Source organism: Halobacterium jilantaiense (assembly GCF_900110535.1).
Lineage (GTDB): Archaea > Halobacteriota > Halobacteria > Halobacteriales > Halobacteriaceae > Halobacterium > Halobacterium jilantaiense.
In genome coordinates this window covers 401,018-415,586 of the sequence record NZ_FOJA01000001.1, presented here as the reverse complement: position 1 = coordinate 415,586, position 14,569 = coordinate 401,018, and the positions used below count along the sequence as shown (strand labels likewise).

Below are 14,569 nucleotides of genomic sequence, written 5' to 3'. Positions count from 1 at the left end.
AAACGGAAACAGTAGCCATGGCAGGCTATCACAGGCGGACGTTTCTGAAGGGCACGGGCGTAGCACTGAGCGGGCTCGCGGTCGGGGCGGGGGGCGCGTCGGCGACGAGCGCCGACGAGCGATTCCTCATCAATCTCCGGAAAGTAGATCGGGGTGACGTTCCCGAGGACGTGGAAGTCATCCACGACCTCTCGGCGGCCGACGTGCTGGTCGCTCGCGGCGACCAGTCCCGGGTCGGGAGCGCGACGGCGACCGCGCCAGACGTGAAAATCGACCGCAGCGACGACGAAGCCGGTGCGGTCGTCGACGCCGCTGGCCCGACTGCCGCGGGTGACTCCGCGAGCCACAACCACGACGGGCCGGCGAGCAACACCGAGTACCAGTGGGACAAACGCGAGCAGGACCTCAGCGGCGAACTCACCGACAAGCCCGGCGGCGGCAACTTCGTCCACGACACGGCGACAGGCGAGGGGACCCGCGTCGCCGTCGTCGACTCCGGCGTGTACGACGACCACCCCGACCTGGCGGGCGTGGTGAACGCGGACCTCTCGAAGAACATCACGGGCGACGGCTTCGACTTCCGTCCGAACGGCGCGGGGAGCCACGGCACCCACGTCGCGGGCACGATCGCCGCGACGAACGACAACGACGGCCCCGGTGGCGGTGTCCTCGGAACGGCCCCGGACACCGAAATCGTCGCCGTCCGGATGTTCTCCGGACTGCAGGGCTACGCAGGCGACGGTCTCGCCGGCTGGCAGTACGCCGCCCAGGTCGGCTGTGACGCGATCAACTACAGCGTCGGGTACACGGTCGCCGACACCGTCGAGTATCCGAGCCTGATCGCGCTGGAGCAGATCATCAGTCAGGTCGCGGCGTACGTCCGCTCGCAGGGGACGGTAATCGTCAACTCCGCGGGCAACGCGTCGCTGGACATGGACGCCGAGAACACGCTCAGCCTCCCGACGGAGGCCGACGGCGTCTTCGGCGTGAGCGCGACCGGCCCCATCGGCTACGGCTGGGGCGGCAAGCACAGCGACAACGAGGCCAAGTGGCTCACCGGCAACCGCCTCGACGAGCCGACGACCGACCCGGCACCGTACACGAACTACGGGTCTGCGGTCGACGTGAGCGCGGGCGGCGGGAACTACGACGTCGACGCCATCAGCGCCGGGAACGCCGACGCGTACAACGACCTCGTGTACTCGACGGTCAACGAGACCACTCCGGACGGGGAGGTCGTCGCGGGCTACGGCTGGAAAGCCGGCACCTCGATGGCCGCGCCGCAGGTCACCGGTGCGGTCGCACTCGTCCGGTCACTGCGGCCGGACGCCAGCGTCGAGGCGGTCGAGTCACTCGTCCGAGAAACCGCGAGCCTGCCGGACGAGGGCGAGACCTACCACGGTGCCGGCCACCTCGACCTCGAAGCGCTCGTGGAAGCCGCCAGCGACGGCGGCAACGGCGAGAAGAAGGGGAAGAAGAAGAAGCGGAAGTAGGCGCACGGCTCTCTCCTGCACTTTTTTCGCGGCCGGCGGTGAACGCGTCTGCATGAGGTGGTACGCCGTCGACGCGCTCGACGAGGCGTTCGCGGAGACCCGCGACCTCCTGTTGCCGTTCGACCTGGGGGCGTGGCTCCGGCTTGCGGTCATCACGGCGTTCGCGGGGCTGTCCGCGCCCCAGACCCCGACGTTCTCCGCCGAAGCCCCGCCGGAAGCGGTCGTGGAGTTCACGCGAGAGTACACGGTCGGGGAGTTCGTCGCCGCGTTCGCCCTGCTCGGCGCGGCCTTGGTCGCCGCTGCGGCCGTCGTCGCGGCCGTCGGCGCAGTCATGGAGTTCGTCCTCGTGGACGTCGCACGCTCCCGTGACGTGCGGGTCGCGACACCGTTCCGTCGGTGGCTGGGGGCGGGACTGCGGCTGCTCGGTTTCCGGCTCGCCGTGGTGTTCGCGGGCCTCCTCGCGGTGGCGCTCGTCGTCGCCCCCGTCGCCGCAGCCCTGCTCGTCGGACCGGTGGCCTGGCTCGCGCTGCTGGTCGTCACGGTGCCGCTGGCGGCGGTCGTCGGCGCTGCGTCCGCGGTCGCTTCGGAGTTCACGACGGCGTTCGTGGTGCCGCTGATGGTCGACGACGGCGTCGGTGTCGTCGCGGGCTGGCGGCGGCTCTGGCCCGAGGTCCGCGCTGACTGGCGGCAGTTCGGCGTCTACGTGCTCGTGAAGGCCGTGTTGCTGTTCGGCGCGAGTCTCGCGCTGGGCTTCGCGGTGGCCGTCGTCGCCGTGCCGTTCGGCCTCGGCGGTCTGTTCGTCGGCGCGGTGTCGCCGCTCGGCGCGCTGTCACTCGCGGTGGCGGCTGTCGTCGGCCTGCTCGCCGTCGGCGCGGTGAGCGTGCCGACGATGACGTTCCTCCGGTACCACTCTCTGGCCGTCCTCGACCGGTCGGCCGTCGCGTTCAGTCTCCGGTGAGCGCAGCCAGACAGTCGACTGCGAGGTCCTTGTCCAGTGGGTCGTTGGCGTTCCCGCACTGCGGGGACTGCACGCACGCCGGACAGCCGTCCGCGCAGTCACACGCTCGGAGCATCGAGAGCGTGCTGTCGGCCAGACTCCCCATCGCCCGGAAGCCCTCGCGGGTGAGGCCGACGCCGCCCGGGTAGCCGTCGTAGACGAAGATGGTCGGCCGACCCGTGTGGGGGTGGACCGGCGTCGACAGGCCGCCGATGTCGCCGCGGTCGCAGAGGAACTCCGTCGGGAACATCGAGATGAGCGCGTGTTCGGCGGCGTGGATGCCGCCCGGGAGGTCGCCGCCGGCGAGCAACTGCTGCTCTATGTCGGGGGGCAGCGCGAAGTACAGCGCCTTCGTCTCCAGTTCCTGGGGCGGCATGTCGAGCGAGATGGTGTCGAGGGCTTCGCCGCGCTTGGCGTCCCGGCGCTGGTAGCCCGTGACCTGCGTCGTGAGTGTGATGTCCGCGAACCCGACCGGAACGTCGTCTCTGCCGAACGGCGTGCGTTCGTCGAGGTCTGCGTGCACCTCGATGTCCTTCTCGGTGAGCACCCGCGTGTAGTGGTCGGCCCACGTCGGGGAGAGCTTCGCCACGCCCCGGTCGAGGTCGAGGTCCGAGACCTCGTAGCGCTGGCCCTGGTGGTGGTAGATTGCGCCCGGGTGGGCGTCCCGCACCGCGTCCGCCTGTTCCAGGGTGGCGAGCGTGTCGTTGCTCGGGTCGAGCAACTGGACCTCGGCGTCGTCGATGGTGCGCAGGCTCATCTCGTGCTGGGGGCTGCCGTCGGTGTCGTCGACCCACCGCAGTCCGTACTTCGTCGCGCGCTGTTCGAGGTCCCCCGCAGATTCGAGGCGCTTCACTCGCTCCTCGAACCGCGGGAAGTACTCGCGGTCCTCGGGCTTCAGCCAGTTCTCGCTGGCCGCACACCGCAGGTGGTCGTCGAGCAGGAACTCGTTTGCGGGGTCGACCACCGCGCGCTCCGGGTCGCCGTCGAACAGCGCCCCCGGGTTGGCGGCGACGTACTGGTCGAGCTGGTCCTCGCCCGCGACGAGGACGACGGCGGCGTCGTCGGTGCCGCGGCCCGCCCGGCCGGCGCGCTGGAACGTGTTCATCCGGGTGCCGGGGTAGCCGTCCAGCAGGACGGCGTCGAGGCCGCCCACGTCGACGCCGAGTTCGAGCGCGTTCGTGCTCCAGACGCCCCGGAGGCTGCCGTCGTGGAGCCCGGCTTCGAGGCTGCGGCGGCGGTCGTCGGTCAGGGAGCCCTGATAGGCGGCGATGTCGTCTGCGAGGTCGTGTTCGCCGCGCTCGCGGAGGTCGTCGCTCGTCGCGGTGGCGTTGCGTTCGGCCCCCTGCCGGGAGCGCGTGAAGGCGAGCGTCTGGTAGCCCTCGGAGACGAAGTCCGCCATCAGGTGGCGGGTTTCGACGTGTGAGGAGCGCCGCCGTCCCTCCCCACCGTCCTGCTTCGGGGGGTTCCAGACGAACCAGTGCGTGTCGCCCGTGGCGCTGGTGTCCTCGTCGACGAGCCGGAACCCCGACTCGTCCTTGCCGGTGACGCGGCTGGCGTGCTCGACTGGGTTGCCGATGGTCGCCGAGCAGCAGACGAACTGGGGATCGGCGTCGAACCGCTCGCAGACCCTGCGGAGCCGCCGCAGCAACAGCGAGACGTGGCCGCCGAAGACGCCGCGGTACTCGTGGACCTCGTCTATCACGACCGTCTCCAGCCCCGAGAAGAACCACTCCCAGAGCCGGTGGGCGTGCGGGAGCAGGGCGTAGTGCAGCATGTCGGGATTCGACAGCAGGACCGTCGGCTGTCTGTCGCGGACGCTCCGCTTCTCGGATTTCGACAGCCGGCCGGTGTAGGTGTCGACCTGCACGCGGCTGCCGAACCCGAGGTCTCTCGCGAGGCCCGAGAGGGTGTCTGACTGGTCCGCGACGAGCGCGTTCTGCGGGCCGAGGTAGAGCGTGCGGCCGCCGTGGTCCATCGCGCGCTCGAACGCCGGCACCGTGTACGCGAGGCTCTTCCCGCTCGCCGTCGGGGTTGCGATGACCACGTCACGGCCGTCCCTGACCGCCTCGACAGCGTCTGCCTGATGTTCGTAGAGGGCGTCGATGCCCCGGTCGGCGAGCGCCGAGTCGAGGCGGCCTTCGACGTCGATGTCCCGCGTTCGGGCGTCGCGACCCGGGCGCGTTCGCTCGTCGACAATCTGGTCGACGTACCACGGCCGTCCCCGGAGCCAGTCGGCGAGGTCGTCCACAACTCGGGTAGGGAGCGCCGTCGGCAAACGGTTTCCGGTGGTCTCGTCTTCCGGGCGAGTCGCCGCTGTGCGTAGGCTGCCACCGTCCGGGAACCGTCTGGCCGCCAACGCGAATTCTGTCGGCTGAAGGCCACTAAGGGGCCGCTCCGAGTACGTGTGAGTGCCATGTCCGACGAGAAACGCCACGGCAGCGGCAGCGTCCAGCCCGGCGACACGTCCAAGCGCGTCGGGGCTGAGGTCGTGCGCGAGCGCGGCGGCGACCCAGAGGAGATTCGAGAGACGCTCATCGACGCCATCGGAGCCGAGTTCACGACGTACTACTACTACACGAACCTCCGGTGTTTCCTCGCCGGAGAAGAGGACCTCAAGGAGATTACCGAGGACGCGCGCCTGGAGGACCGCGCGCACTTCGAACTCGTGATGCCCCGAGTGTTCGAACTCGGCGGCAAACTCCCGAACGACATCCGGGATTTCGCCGACCGCGCGTCCTGCCCGGACGCCTACCTCCCCGACGACCCGACGCCGGCGAACATCCTGGAGACGCTGCTGGAGGCCGAGCGCTGTGCCATCCGGACGTGGGCGGAGGTCTGTGACATGACCCGCGACTGCGACCCCCGCACGTACGACATGGCCCAGCGCATCTACAACGAGGAGGTCGACCACGAGGCGTGGTTCATCGAACTCCTCAGCCGGGAGCGCGACGGCGAAGCCAACCCCGCCGGCCACTTCGCGCGCGGCGAACCCGGGGACGCGCCGTACTCCACGAACAACCGCATGAACGACTCGGCGTGACGGCGGCGACCCACGGGCAGACGCCGCCGAACGCGGCGTGACCTACACCGTCGAACTCGTCGTGCCCGAGGGCTGTGGCACCGACGCGGACGGCCAGTCAGTCGCCGTCGACGTTCGGGACGGCGAGTACGTGCTGTGGGCGGCCCGGAACGCCGGCGTCTGGCTGCCGGCGGACTGCCAGCAGGGCTGGTGCTGTCGCTGCGCGGGCTACCTGCTGTCCGGGTCCCTCGACCAGTCCGACTCGCGGCGGTACTACGACAGCGACCGGGACGCCGAACTCCACCTGCTCTGCACCGCGGTTCCGCAGTCGGACTGCCGCATCCTCGTCTGCCAGTACGAGGCGATGCTCGACGAGCGCGCGAGCCACGACCTCCCGCCCGGCCGGTCGAAGCGATAACTTCTTTCCCGCCAGCCGCCGGACTGCGAGACATGTTCCCGCGGCTGGACTACATCGAGTGGATCGCCGGCCGGCCGGAGGTCGCGCTCTACGACCTCGGGTCGAGTGACCTGCGCGGCGACCGCGACCACGAACCCACGGTCGTCCCAGCGCCCCTGGAGGGGCTCTCCGACCCGCCCGCCGGTGCCACGCTGGAGACACAGATTGCCGGCGAGTACGGCGTCCACCCGGAGCGCGTGCTGGTGACGCCCGGGGCGTCGACAGCGAACTTCGTCGCGACCGCCGCGGCGCTCTACCCCGACGCGGGCACGAACGGCGACGGTGAGCCGGACGACGGCGACAGCGACGAGGACGCAGCGCCGACCGCACTCGTCGAGAAGCCGGGGTACGAGCCGCTCGTCGAAGCGCCGCGCGCCATCGGAGGAACGACGAACCGCTTCCTGCGCCCGGAGGACGAGGACTACCTTCTCGACCCCGACCGGGTCGCCGCCGCCATCGACGAGCACACGAAGCTCGTTACGGTGACCAACCGCCACAACCCCAGCGGTCGGCTCGCCGACCACGACGCGCTCGCCGAGGCCGCTGCCGCCGCCGCCGACGCCGACGCGCGCCTCCTCGTCGACGAAGTGTACGCGCCGTTCGGTTCGGACACGGACGACGGCCCGTTCGGCGGACCGACCGCCGCAGACCTCGACGCCGCAGTCGTCACCGGGTCGCTCACGAAGCTCTTCGGGCTCGGCGACCTCTCCGTCGGCTGGCTGATCGCCGACCCCGAGTTCGTGGAACGCGCCCGCTCGGTCCTCTACCACCTCCCCGGGAACGCCGGCCCGAGTCGCGCGCTCGGGATGCGAGCGTTCCACAACGTCGACGCGCTCACGGAGCGCGCCCACGGACTCATCGCGGAGAACCACGCGCTCCTCGCGTCGTTCGTCGACGCCCACGACACGGTCGACGCAGTCGTCCCGGACGGCTCGACGTACGCGTTCCTCGACGTCGACGGCGTGGACGGCGACGAACTCGCGACTGCCGCCTGGGACGAGGGTGTGCTCGTCGCCCCCGGCCGGTTCTTCGACGACCGCGAGCGGGTCCGAGTGAGCCTCGGCCGCACCCCCGACCACTCCGCCGCCGCCCTCGACGCACTCGGCGGCGTCATCGCGGACCTCGACTGACCCTGCCCGCGCGGAGGCCAGTTGCGGGCGTCTGACGCCGGTCATCCGCGGCTTCAAGACTTAAGGTTCCCCCCGCGCAATCCACGTAGCATGGACGCAGACGCAGACGAGATTACGTCTCTGGTCGGCCGCGAGGTGTACTCCAACAACGGCGTGTTCGTCGGCGAAGTCGAGGACATCCAGCTGAATCTGGACGCCGAAACCGTCACCGGACTGGCGCTCTCCGAACTCAACCGCGACCTGTTCTCGCCCGAGATGACCGGCAAGAAGGGTGTCATTGTCCCCTACCGCTGGGTGCGCGCGGTCGGCGACGTCGTCCTCATCAACGACGTCGTCGAGCGCTACGACACGGGCGAACCGGAAGACGAAGTCGCGGTCTGAACCGTCGACGCCGCTGCTCTCTCACTGCTGTGCTGCGACGTACTCGACGCCGAGTTCGTGCAGCGCCGGGTGCGGCACGGCGTGCGGGCGAGCGTCCTGGACCTCGTGGAGGGCGTCCACGAACGGACGGCTCTCGGCGACCGCGAGCGCCGCCGCGGCGACCGCGCTGCTCCGCGAGACGCCGGCTTCACAGTGCACGAGCAGCGACCCGTCCCGCGCGAGCAGTCGACGTGCGGTGTCGACCGCGGCCGCGAACGCGGCCCAGTCGTTGTTCGCGTCGTCCGTCAGCGGCCGGTGGTGTGTCGTCGCCGGCTGTGGCGTCTCGGTCAGCGACAGCACGTGCTCGAAGGTACGCTCGCAGTCGGGTGACGCCGCGGTGGCGTTCCCGAGGAAGCAGTTTCTGTCGCCGAGCCGCCGCACGACCGGCGTATCGTTGACGTAGCCGAAGGGACGGACGAACAGTTCAGCTCGGGGGTCGTCGCCGTCAGGTGTCGAGTCGTCGCTCATCGAGAGGCGGTGCCGACGACCGCAACGCGCCGTCAGTTCCCGTTGCTCCCGCTCTCGGACTCGACGCCCATCGCGTCGAAGAGCTTCCGCGTGACCGCCTCCTCGGTGAGTTCCAGCAGCGTGTTGCGGTTGTCCTCGGTCGTCTCGATGCCGGTGAAGATGCCGAGCGGAATCTCCGCGCTGGCCTGCGTCGAGTGACCGGCGGACTCCCCGATGTCGACGAACGCGTCGGCGAGCACGCGCCCGATGTTCAGTCGGATGTCCTTCGAGCGCGCGGCGAGGTAGATGGTGTCCTCGACGATGCCGAACACCGCGGTGGTCGTGATGCCCTCCAGATTCAGGAGCTGGCTGGCGGCCTGCGAGAGCGCGTCCCGGTCGCTGATGAACCCCGCGTTCGACACGAGGTGGCTGCCCTGAACCTCGCGGCTCGCGATGGCCTCGGCGAGCACGTCGAGGGTCTCCGGGCTCATGTTCGGGGACTCCACCTGTTCGAGGGTGTCGTGGTCCGCGAACGGGTAGAGGTACGCCGCCGCCGTGAGGTCCGCCGGCGTCGTGTCCCGGCGGAAGTCCAGCGTCTCCGCGCGGATGCCGTACAGCAGCGCGGTCGCGACCGCCTGGCTGACGGAGAGGTCGAACTCCTGGATGTACTTCGTGAGGATGGTGGAGGTCGCGGAGACGTTCGGGCGGACGTCTGCGAACTCCGCCTCGATGTCGCCCTCGAACTCGAAGTGGTCGATGAAGATGTCGACGTCGCGGTCTACCTCGACCTCGCCGGCCTTCGCCGGGTCCACGAGCGCGACGGTCTCGTAGTCGTCGATGTCCACGTCGCCGTAGTGCGTCAACTCGATGTCCAGCAGATTCACGAACGCGCGGTTCTCCTGGTGGCCGATGTCCCCGAAGTAGAGGATGTCCGCCTCCACGCCGAGGTGGCCGGCGATGGCCTGCAGCGCGGCCGCGGCCGCAATCGAGTCCGGGTCAGGGTTGTCGTGTGTGACGATTGCAAGCCGGCCCTCAGTCGCCGACACCACGTCGCCGAGCTGGCGGGCCTTGTATTCGAGCTCGCCGGACTCCAGCGCGCGCAGCGCCGCGTCCGAGATGACCGACGACGGATTGATGACGACGTCCGCCCCGAGCTCGGTGAGCTCGTCACTCGTCACTGGGTCGCTCGCACGCACCACCACGAACTGGTCGTCGTTCCGGCCGCGGATGTTCTCCACCGCGGCCTCGTTGGCGTCGACGTCCGACGCCATGATGAGGACGACGTCGCGGTCCTCGACGAGTCCCGCAACCGCCTCGTCCCGGACGTCCGCGACCTGTGCGTTCAGGTCTTGATCGCGGAGCGCCTCCACCCGCGACTCGTCCTTGTCGACGATGAGGACGTCTTTCCCCCGTTCGACCAACTCCTCTGCGACGGCGTGCCCCACGCTGCCACAGCCAAGAATGGCGTACGTGGACATCGAGGAGATGGTGGCCCGGCTGCTCATGTTGTGCCCGAATTGCGGAGGCCGTCACTTACCCTTTCCGACCTCCCGCAGTCACGCGGCACGCAACGCTCAACTGTCGGGCATCAGTGTCACTGAGCGCGTGTCCGTGCTGACGGGCTGGTTGGCCAACCACATCATCTCAACGCACCTACTGGTACCGTCGGCCGGTGATTGTTCCGAATCAGAACGTATTTTAGTATCACCCGGCAAGGACTGGATGCGTTCGGGCCGGTAGCTCAGTCTGGCAGAGCGACGGACTCTTAATCCGTCGGTCGCGTGTTCAAATCGCGCCCGGCCCGCTTTCTCGAAGACGGATACTGAGTCAGGCTGCTAGCGGCTTGGCTGTTACTTTGTAGGGTTTCGGGATTAGACGGTACAGATACGCTCGTTTTTCGACGTTAGTTCGTTTCGAGGTACAGGAGTTATTGCTTTGTTCGCTCAATTACCACGACCGGATACGTATGTGTATATTCTCTTCCGTCAACAATGAGGGACACATCGACGGTGTCTGGGAGATAAGTGCGTAGCGCGTCTTGTGGAATCCTCGGTGTTTCGGTAACGTCAGCGACCGCATATCGCTCCCATACGACTGCTATTTGTAGCGTTGAGTTCTCATAGGAGGCCGTAGAAATGTGCTCCAGAGACTGGTTCTGGAAGTGAGTATTGAGGGCACCATTAACTTGGCTCGCTCCAACTGATGGGGCTGTATATTTGAGCCACGTGTCCGCATCCGCAGTCCCGTACACTGGCTCCGTCACCCTCTCTCCTGACGTGGTATTCTCCTCAACCCGATACTCCTCTATGTATTCGATGGTGTCGTTCTTCTCGTGGTACGTGTACGTCTCGTTCAGTGTCTTTGTTACGGTAAGCGTGCTATTCATCGGTTCGGCTGGCAATTCCGACTCAGCCGTAGTGTGGGCACTTGTCGTCTGTGGGCCATCCCCGATTGGGGTTCCAAGACACCCGGCCGTCACCAAGATAACAAAGAGGGCGACCAACAATTTTGACCGCGAGGACGTGTGCATATTCCACCTCGATGACAGTAAGTGAAACGCTTTGTGGGGAGTCAGAAAACTAACCCTACGCACACCCACCTAGATCGTGTTCCATACACGAAGATGTGAAACGAACCTGTCCATAGACATTCTTGTCGACTTCTGTCACATACCACTAAGCTTCCGTAGAGAGTGTGACGCGTGGGAGAAAAGACACGCAACAACGGGATGCCGGACTTGCCGATTATTTGCGGTAATCTTTGCTGACTACAGAGGACGACACAAAACTTTCATCTTAGCTGCAACAATCACGCAATATGGCTTCTTCATCCCGATTGGTCCCCATGCTGCTGGCGGTGGTATTCCTGACTGCTGGTTGTCTATCGCCGGCCGCGGCACCTCAAGACTCGCCATCGACGACCGACACTGTTCCAACGACGACTGAACCGACGACAAGCCGAACAGTAACCACGACGGTCTGTGGATGGAGTTGTTTGGACGACCAACCCGACCCACACCACTCTGTGCAGTTGGAGAATAACTGGAACCAGCGTGTAGATGTCCACGTGCGAGTCATCCGTAGCGGCACGAACACGACAGTCCACAACGAGACCTACGCTCTCGAACCCGGTTCGGAACGCACTGCATACGACGTTGCGGAGATTGAGCCGGAGGGAATCGAGACCTTCGACGTTGCCATCACAGCGCTGAATACTACCGAGAATACCGAAATCCGAACCACCAAATGCTTCGGCAACGCGTTCGCACGAATCCGAGATGATGGAGCACTCTTCGCTTCGTACTCCATCTGCTAGCTGCCGTTGCGGACAGCTCGCAGACGGTACTGACCAAGTTCGGCCGTTCGATTACCGGTCCACTACGTGCTAGGTTCGCAGCTCGTATTCAGACGGGATTCGAGGGCTTGCTTCTATCACCGTTCCTGCTGGATGCCCTGTTCGGTACCGTCAAGTGCTTCTTCGACCACTCTTCGGGATGAACACTGATGCCGCTGGGCGAGACAGTCAGCGCGATTGCGCTCGACGCGACGGCAGCAGGCCTGCTGGGCTGGACGACTCTGACGGTCTACCGGAACCGGAATCGTCCGAACGCCTCCATGTTCGCGTGGACCATCGGTGCGCTGACTGCGTGGGCTGTCGCGGCTCTCGGTGGCGAGTTCGGCGGATTGCTCTGGGGGCAGCAGGCGGCCGACGCGATCGAGTTCACGAGTCTCTTCCCGGCGTTGTTCGCTCCCGTCGCGTGGACTGTCTACGTCCTCGGGTATGCTGGTCGAGGCACGAAGTTGACGCGTCGGCGACTGCTCATCCTCTCCGGTGCGGCCCTCCCCGTCGTCTTCGGCATCGCGATAATGGCTGTCATCGTCTCGGACCCGGCCGAAGCTAAGGGGAGTTTGATACTGGCTGTGTTGCTGTCGCTGCTCGCCGCCGCGCTCTTCTACATACTCGCGTCACTGGTCTACGGCTCGTTCGTGCTCGCTCGGCTCGGCTACCGGCATGCGGCGCTTCCGACGGCGCAGGTCGTGGCGCTACTGGGCGCGATAAGCGGACCGTATCTGGATACCGTGCTCGGGAGACAGGGCATCGTCGACAGCGGCGCGACCACCGGGCTGCTGGTGTCTGGTGTGCTGTTCACGCTTGCGGTGCGCCGATATCCGGTGCTGACTGGGTTTCCAGCGTCCGAGTCCGTCGCACGGACCCGCGTCGTCGAATCGCTTCAGGAGGCCGTCGTGGTACTCAGCTGGGAGGGGAAAGTGGTCGACGCCAACGAGTCGATGGCGCAACTCTTCGGCGCGTCGACAGAGGACGTAGTGGGGGAGCCGGTTCAGTCCGTTGCGGACGGTCTGGCGGACGCTGACCTCTCATCGGGTGAGACCGGACTCGTGACACTCACTACAGTGGACGGTCGCCGCCGGTTCCAGTACAGCGTGTCGGCTGTCGATGCGCAGAACGAAGACCCAGACGAGGCCGACCCGGTGGCTCGCGCAGTCGTTCTTCGAGATGTGACCGAGCGGCAGACGAGGGAGCAGCGCCTCACCGTCCTCAATCGTATTCTACGCCACAACGTCCGGAACCAGCTCGACGTCGTCCTCGCGAACGCCGGGCACGTCAGCGAGGAGCCATTACGGACCGGAATTCGTGACAGCGCGACCGAGCTCGTCGAACTCAGTGACAAAGCCAGAGAGGCAGAGCGGATAATGGACACGAGTACGGGGAGGCCGGAGCGCGTCGATCTCGTCGCTGTTGTCAACGATGTCGCGGACGAATACCGGTCGGAAGCGACCGACCGTGAGGTAACCGTCGACAGTCCGAGTGAGGTATCGATTCTGTCGCATCGAACGGTCGTCCGCACGCTGATTTCGGAGGTCGTCGAGAACGCAGTGACACACACGGAGGAGCCGCCAGCTCGTGTCGAAATCACTGTCCGAGCGAGCGGAGAGCAGATGGTAGCGGTGGTCGTCGCGGACGACGGTCCGGGTATCCCCGACCACGAGCGGGAGGTGCTGTTCGAGGAGACGGAAGCACAGCTCAAACACGGCCACGGCATCGGGCTCTGGCTCGTCAAATGGAGCGTGACGCGACTCGGCGGCGAGATCTCCATCGAAGCGAACGACTCCGAAGGCAGTGTCGTCCGTGTGCGTCTCCCCCGTGGTGAGACTCCGCGTCGAACACGGCGGTGAAACGCGCCAGATTGGGGCGGGCGAGGCCGGCGTGTCTACCAAATTCTCTACCCCTGCAACACCACGTCGCTTCTTAACCCCCTGGGGGTCGCAGCGCCACAAGATGCCCAACCGCCGCCTGATCGGCTCCTCCACTATTCGCCGTCTCTCCCGGCTGGACCCGAGACGAGCCCTCCTGTTCGCGAGTATCGCAGGCGGGCTGCTGGTGCCGCTGTACTTCTTCGTGCTTGCACCGACCACGTACCTCGGCTGGGATTTCCACGCCTACTACGCCGCTGCGTCGGCAGCACTAACTGGCAGCTCCTTCGTCGGCGTCGACACCGGCATCACGGGCGTGACGTACGTCTATCCGCCGCCGTCTGTGCTCGTGTTCCTCCCGCTGGCCCCAGTCGAGAACTGGCTGGTGGCGTTCGCGCTCCAGTCAGTGGTCAACGTCGCTGCTGCGCTCGGCGTCGCGGCTCTCGTCGTCCACGTCGTCGAGCGCCAGCGGGGTCGGCTTCCGAGTTCGGACCGCCTCCTGATTACCGGATGTTGTGTCGGCAGCGCGCCGGTCGCCGCCTCGCTCGGCCTCGGCCAAGTCGACACACTCGTCGCACTGGCCCTAGCGTCCGCGTTCCTCGCTCTCGAGTACGGCCGGGAGTCAGCCGCTGGGACCCTGCTCGGAGCCGCAGCACTCGTGAAAATGTTCCCCGCGGCTCTGGGCGTGTGGCTCCTCTATCGGCGTGCTTGGCGGGCGCTTGCCGCCGCGACTGCGACGGGCGTGACTGGGCTCGCGGTCGGTGCCGTCCTCTTCGGCGTCGACTCCTACCGGCGCTTCCTGACGGTACTTGCCTCCCGGAGCCGCCTCGACGCCTTCGCCGAGACGGTCTCCCCGAACTTCTTCGCGATGTCCCTGTCGCGGCCGCTCTCACAGCTGTTACCGCCCGTCCCGCCGGTGACGTACATCGTGGTTTCGGTGCTGCTAGTGACACCAGTTCTGTGGCGCGCCGCGAACAGCGGAGCGACGGTCGCCGACCGCCTCGCGACGTTTCTCGCGTTCCTCACCGCGATACTGGTCGTGTCCCCGGCGTCGAACACGACGTACGTTCTCTACCTGTACTTCCCCGTGCTCTGTCTGTTCTACCTCGACACTGGTCGTCACCAGCCGCTGCTCTTCGCCGGGTTCGCTGCGCTCTCGTTCCCGATACAGCCAGCCCAGGTCAGCGCGGTGCTGGCCGCGGCCGGGACGCCGACGGCCGTCCAGCAGTCCGTCTCGGCGGTCGCAACGTCGTCGCTCACGGTGGTCTCTGTCCCGCTGCTCGGCTGCCTCTCGATACTCGCGTGGTGTGGGGCGCGCGGGTTCGACACCGCGCAGACGCGCCACTCGGGTGCCGTGTCGAAGGCGGACGACTGACGAGCGAGACGGCCCGCG

Annotated in this window: 13 protein-coding genes and 1 tRNA gene; 10 read left to right on the top strand and 4 right to left on the bottom strand. The window is 66.9% G+C overall.

The genetic code is table 11. From position 1 onward, the window contains the following. The first annotated feature begins 17 nt into the window (after nucleotides 1–17). Together BMW35_RS02210 and BMW35_RS02205 are read left to right on the top strand one after the other, a co-directional pair. Complete coding sequence (locus BMW35_RS02210) at nucleotides 18–1,493, top strand: S8 family peptidase (RefSeq protein ID WP_089667641.1); 1,476 nt, start codon at nucleotides 18–20, stop codon at nucleotides 1,491–1,493. Nucleotides 1,494–1,545: 52 nt separating this feature from the next. Next, nucleotides 1,546–2,451, top strand: coding sequence for a DUF7544 domain-containing protein (locus BMW35_RS02205; protein WP_089667639.1), 906 nt, complete (start codon nucleotides 1,546–1,548; stop codon nucleotides 2,449–2,451). On the opposite strand, the gene BMW35_RS02200 is transcribed toward BMW35_RS02205, so the two are convergent. Next, entirely contained in the window at nucleotides 2,438–4,738 is a 2,301-nt protein-coding gene (locus BMW35_RS02200; protein ID WP_089667637.1) for a DEAD/DEAH box helicase, read from the bottom strand. The two genes, BMW35_RS02205 and BMW35_RS02200, sit on opposite strands and share 14 nt — an antisense overlap. Nucleotides 4,739–4,903: 165 nt before the next feature. Between BMW35_RS02200 and dps the strand changes: the two genes are divergently transcribed. The 4 genes from dps to BMW35_RS02180 all read left to right on the top strand — a co-directional run bounded on the left by dps (nucleotide 4,904) and on the right by BMW35_RS02180 (nucleotide 7,477). Beyond that, nucleotides 4,904–5,530 carry a DNA protection during starvation protein gene (gene dps, locus BMW35_RS02195; RefSeq protein ID WP_089667635.1) on the top strand — a complete coding sequence of 209 codons (627 nt, stop codon included), beginning with the start codon at nucleotides 4,904–4,906 and terminating at the stop codon, nucleotides 5,528–5,530. 37 nt (nucleotides 5,531–5,567) lie between these two features. Beyond that, entirely contained in the window at nucleotides 5,568–5,927 is a 360-nt protein-coding gene (locus tag BMW35_RS02190; RefSeq protein ID WP_089667633.1) for a 2Fe-2S iron-sulfur cluster-binding protein, read from the top strand. Between the two features lie 32 nt (nucleotides 5,928–5,959). Continuing rightward, a complete protein-coding gene (locus tag BMW35_RS02185; RefSeq protein ID WP_089667631.1) occupies nucleotides 5,960–7,096 on the top strand; it encodes a pyridoxal phosphate-dependent aminotransferase in 1,137 nt (378 codons plus the stop codon). Between the two features lie 90 nt (nucleotides 7,097–7,186). Then, nucleotides 7,187–7,477: a PRC-barrel domain-containing protein gene (locus BMW35_RS02180; RefSeq protein WP_089667629.1), complete on the top strand. Its 291-nt coding sequence runs from the start codon at nucleotides 7,187–7,189 to the stop codon at nucleotides 7,475–7,477. A 21-nt stretch (nucleotides 7,478–7,498) separates the two neighbouring features. Here the strand turns inward: BMW35_RS02180 and BMW35_RS02175 are convergent, their stop codons facing one another. Both BMW35_RS02175 and BMW35_RS02170 read right to left on the bottom strand, forming a co-directional pair. Continuing rightward, nucleotides 7,499–7,984, bottom strand: coding sequence for a dual specificity protein phosphatase family protein (locus tag BMW35_RS02175; RefSeq protein WP_089667627.1), 486 nt, complete (start codon nucleotides 7,982–7,984; stop codon nucleotides 7,499–7,501). A gap of 32 nt (nucleotides 7,985–8,016) precedes the next feature. Beyond that, nucleotides 8,017–9,468, bottom strand: a complete 1,452-nt coding sequence (locus tag BMW35_RS02170; protein ID WP_089667625.1) for a DHH family phosphoesterase — start codon at nucleotides 9,466–9,468, stop codon at nucleotides 8,017–8,019. Nucleotides 9,469–9,693: 225 nt separating this feature from the next. Here BMW35_RS02170 and BMW35_RS02165 point away from each other — a divergent pair. Further along, a tRNA-Lys gene (locus BMW35_RS02165) sits at nucleotides 9,694–9,767 on the top strand. A 123-nt stretch (nucleotides 9,768–9,890) separates the two neighbouring features. Here the strand turns inward: BMW35_RS02165 and BMW35_RS15240 are convergent. Beyond that, nucleotides 9,891–10,493 carry a hypothetical protein gene (locus BMW35_RS15240; protein ID WP_143052132.1) on the bottom strand — a complete coding sequence of 201 codons (603 nt, stop codon included), beginning with the start codon at nucleotides 10,491–10,493 and terminating at the stop codon, nucleotides 9,891–9,893. Between the two features lie 464 nt (nucleotides 10,494–10,957). On the opposite strand from BMW35_RS15240, the gene BMW35_RS02155 reads away from it, so the two are divergent. The 3 genes from BMW35_RS02155 to BMW35_RS02145 all read left to right on the top strand — a co-directional run bounded on the left by BMW35_RS02155 (nucleotide 10,958) and on the right by BMW35_RS02145 (nucleotide 14,551). Continuing rightward, the gene (locus tag BMW35_RS02155) at nucleotides 10,958–11,278 is read left to right on the top strand and encodes a hypothetical protein (RefSeq protein WP_143052131.1); all 321 of its coding nucleotides are present in this window, start codon (nucleotides 10,958–10,960) and stop codon (nucleotides 11,276–11,278) included. Nucleotides 11,279–11,466: 188 nt separating this feature from the next. Continuing rightward, on the top strand, nucleotides 11,467–13,158 hold the full coding sequence (locus BMW35_RS02150) for an ATP-binding protein (protein WP_089667620.1): 1,692 nt from the start codon (nucleotides 11,467–11,469) through the stop codon (nucleotides 13,156–13,158). Between the two features lie 103 nt (nucleotides 13,159–13,261). Further along, the gene (locus BMW35_RS02145) at nucleotides 13,262–14,551 is read left to right on the top strand and encodes a glycosyltransferase family 87 protein (protein ID WP_089667618.1); all 1,290 of its coding nucleotides are present in this window, start codon (nucleotides 13,262–13,264) and stop codon (nucleotides 14,549–14,551) included. The last annotated feature ends 18 nt before the right edge of the window (nucleotides 14,552–14,569 follow it).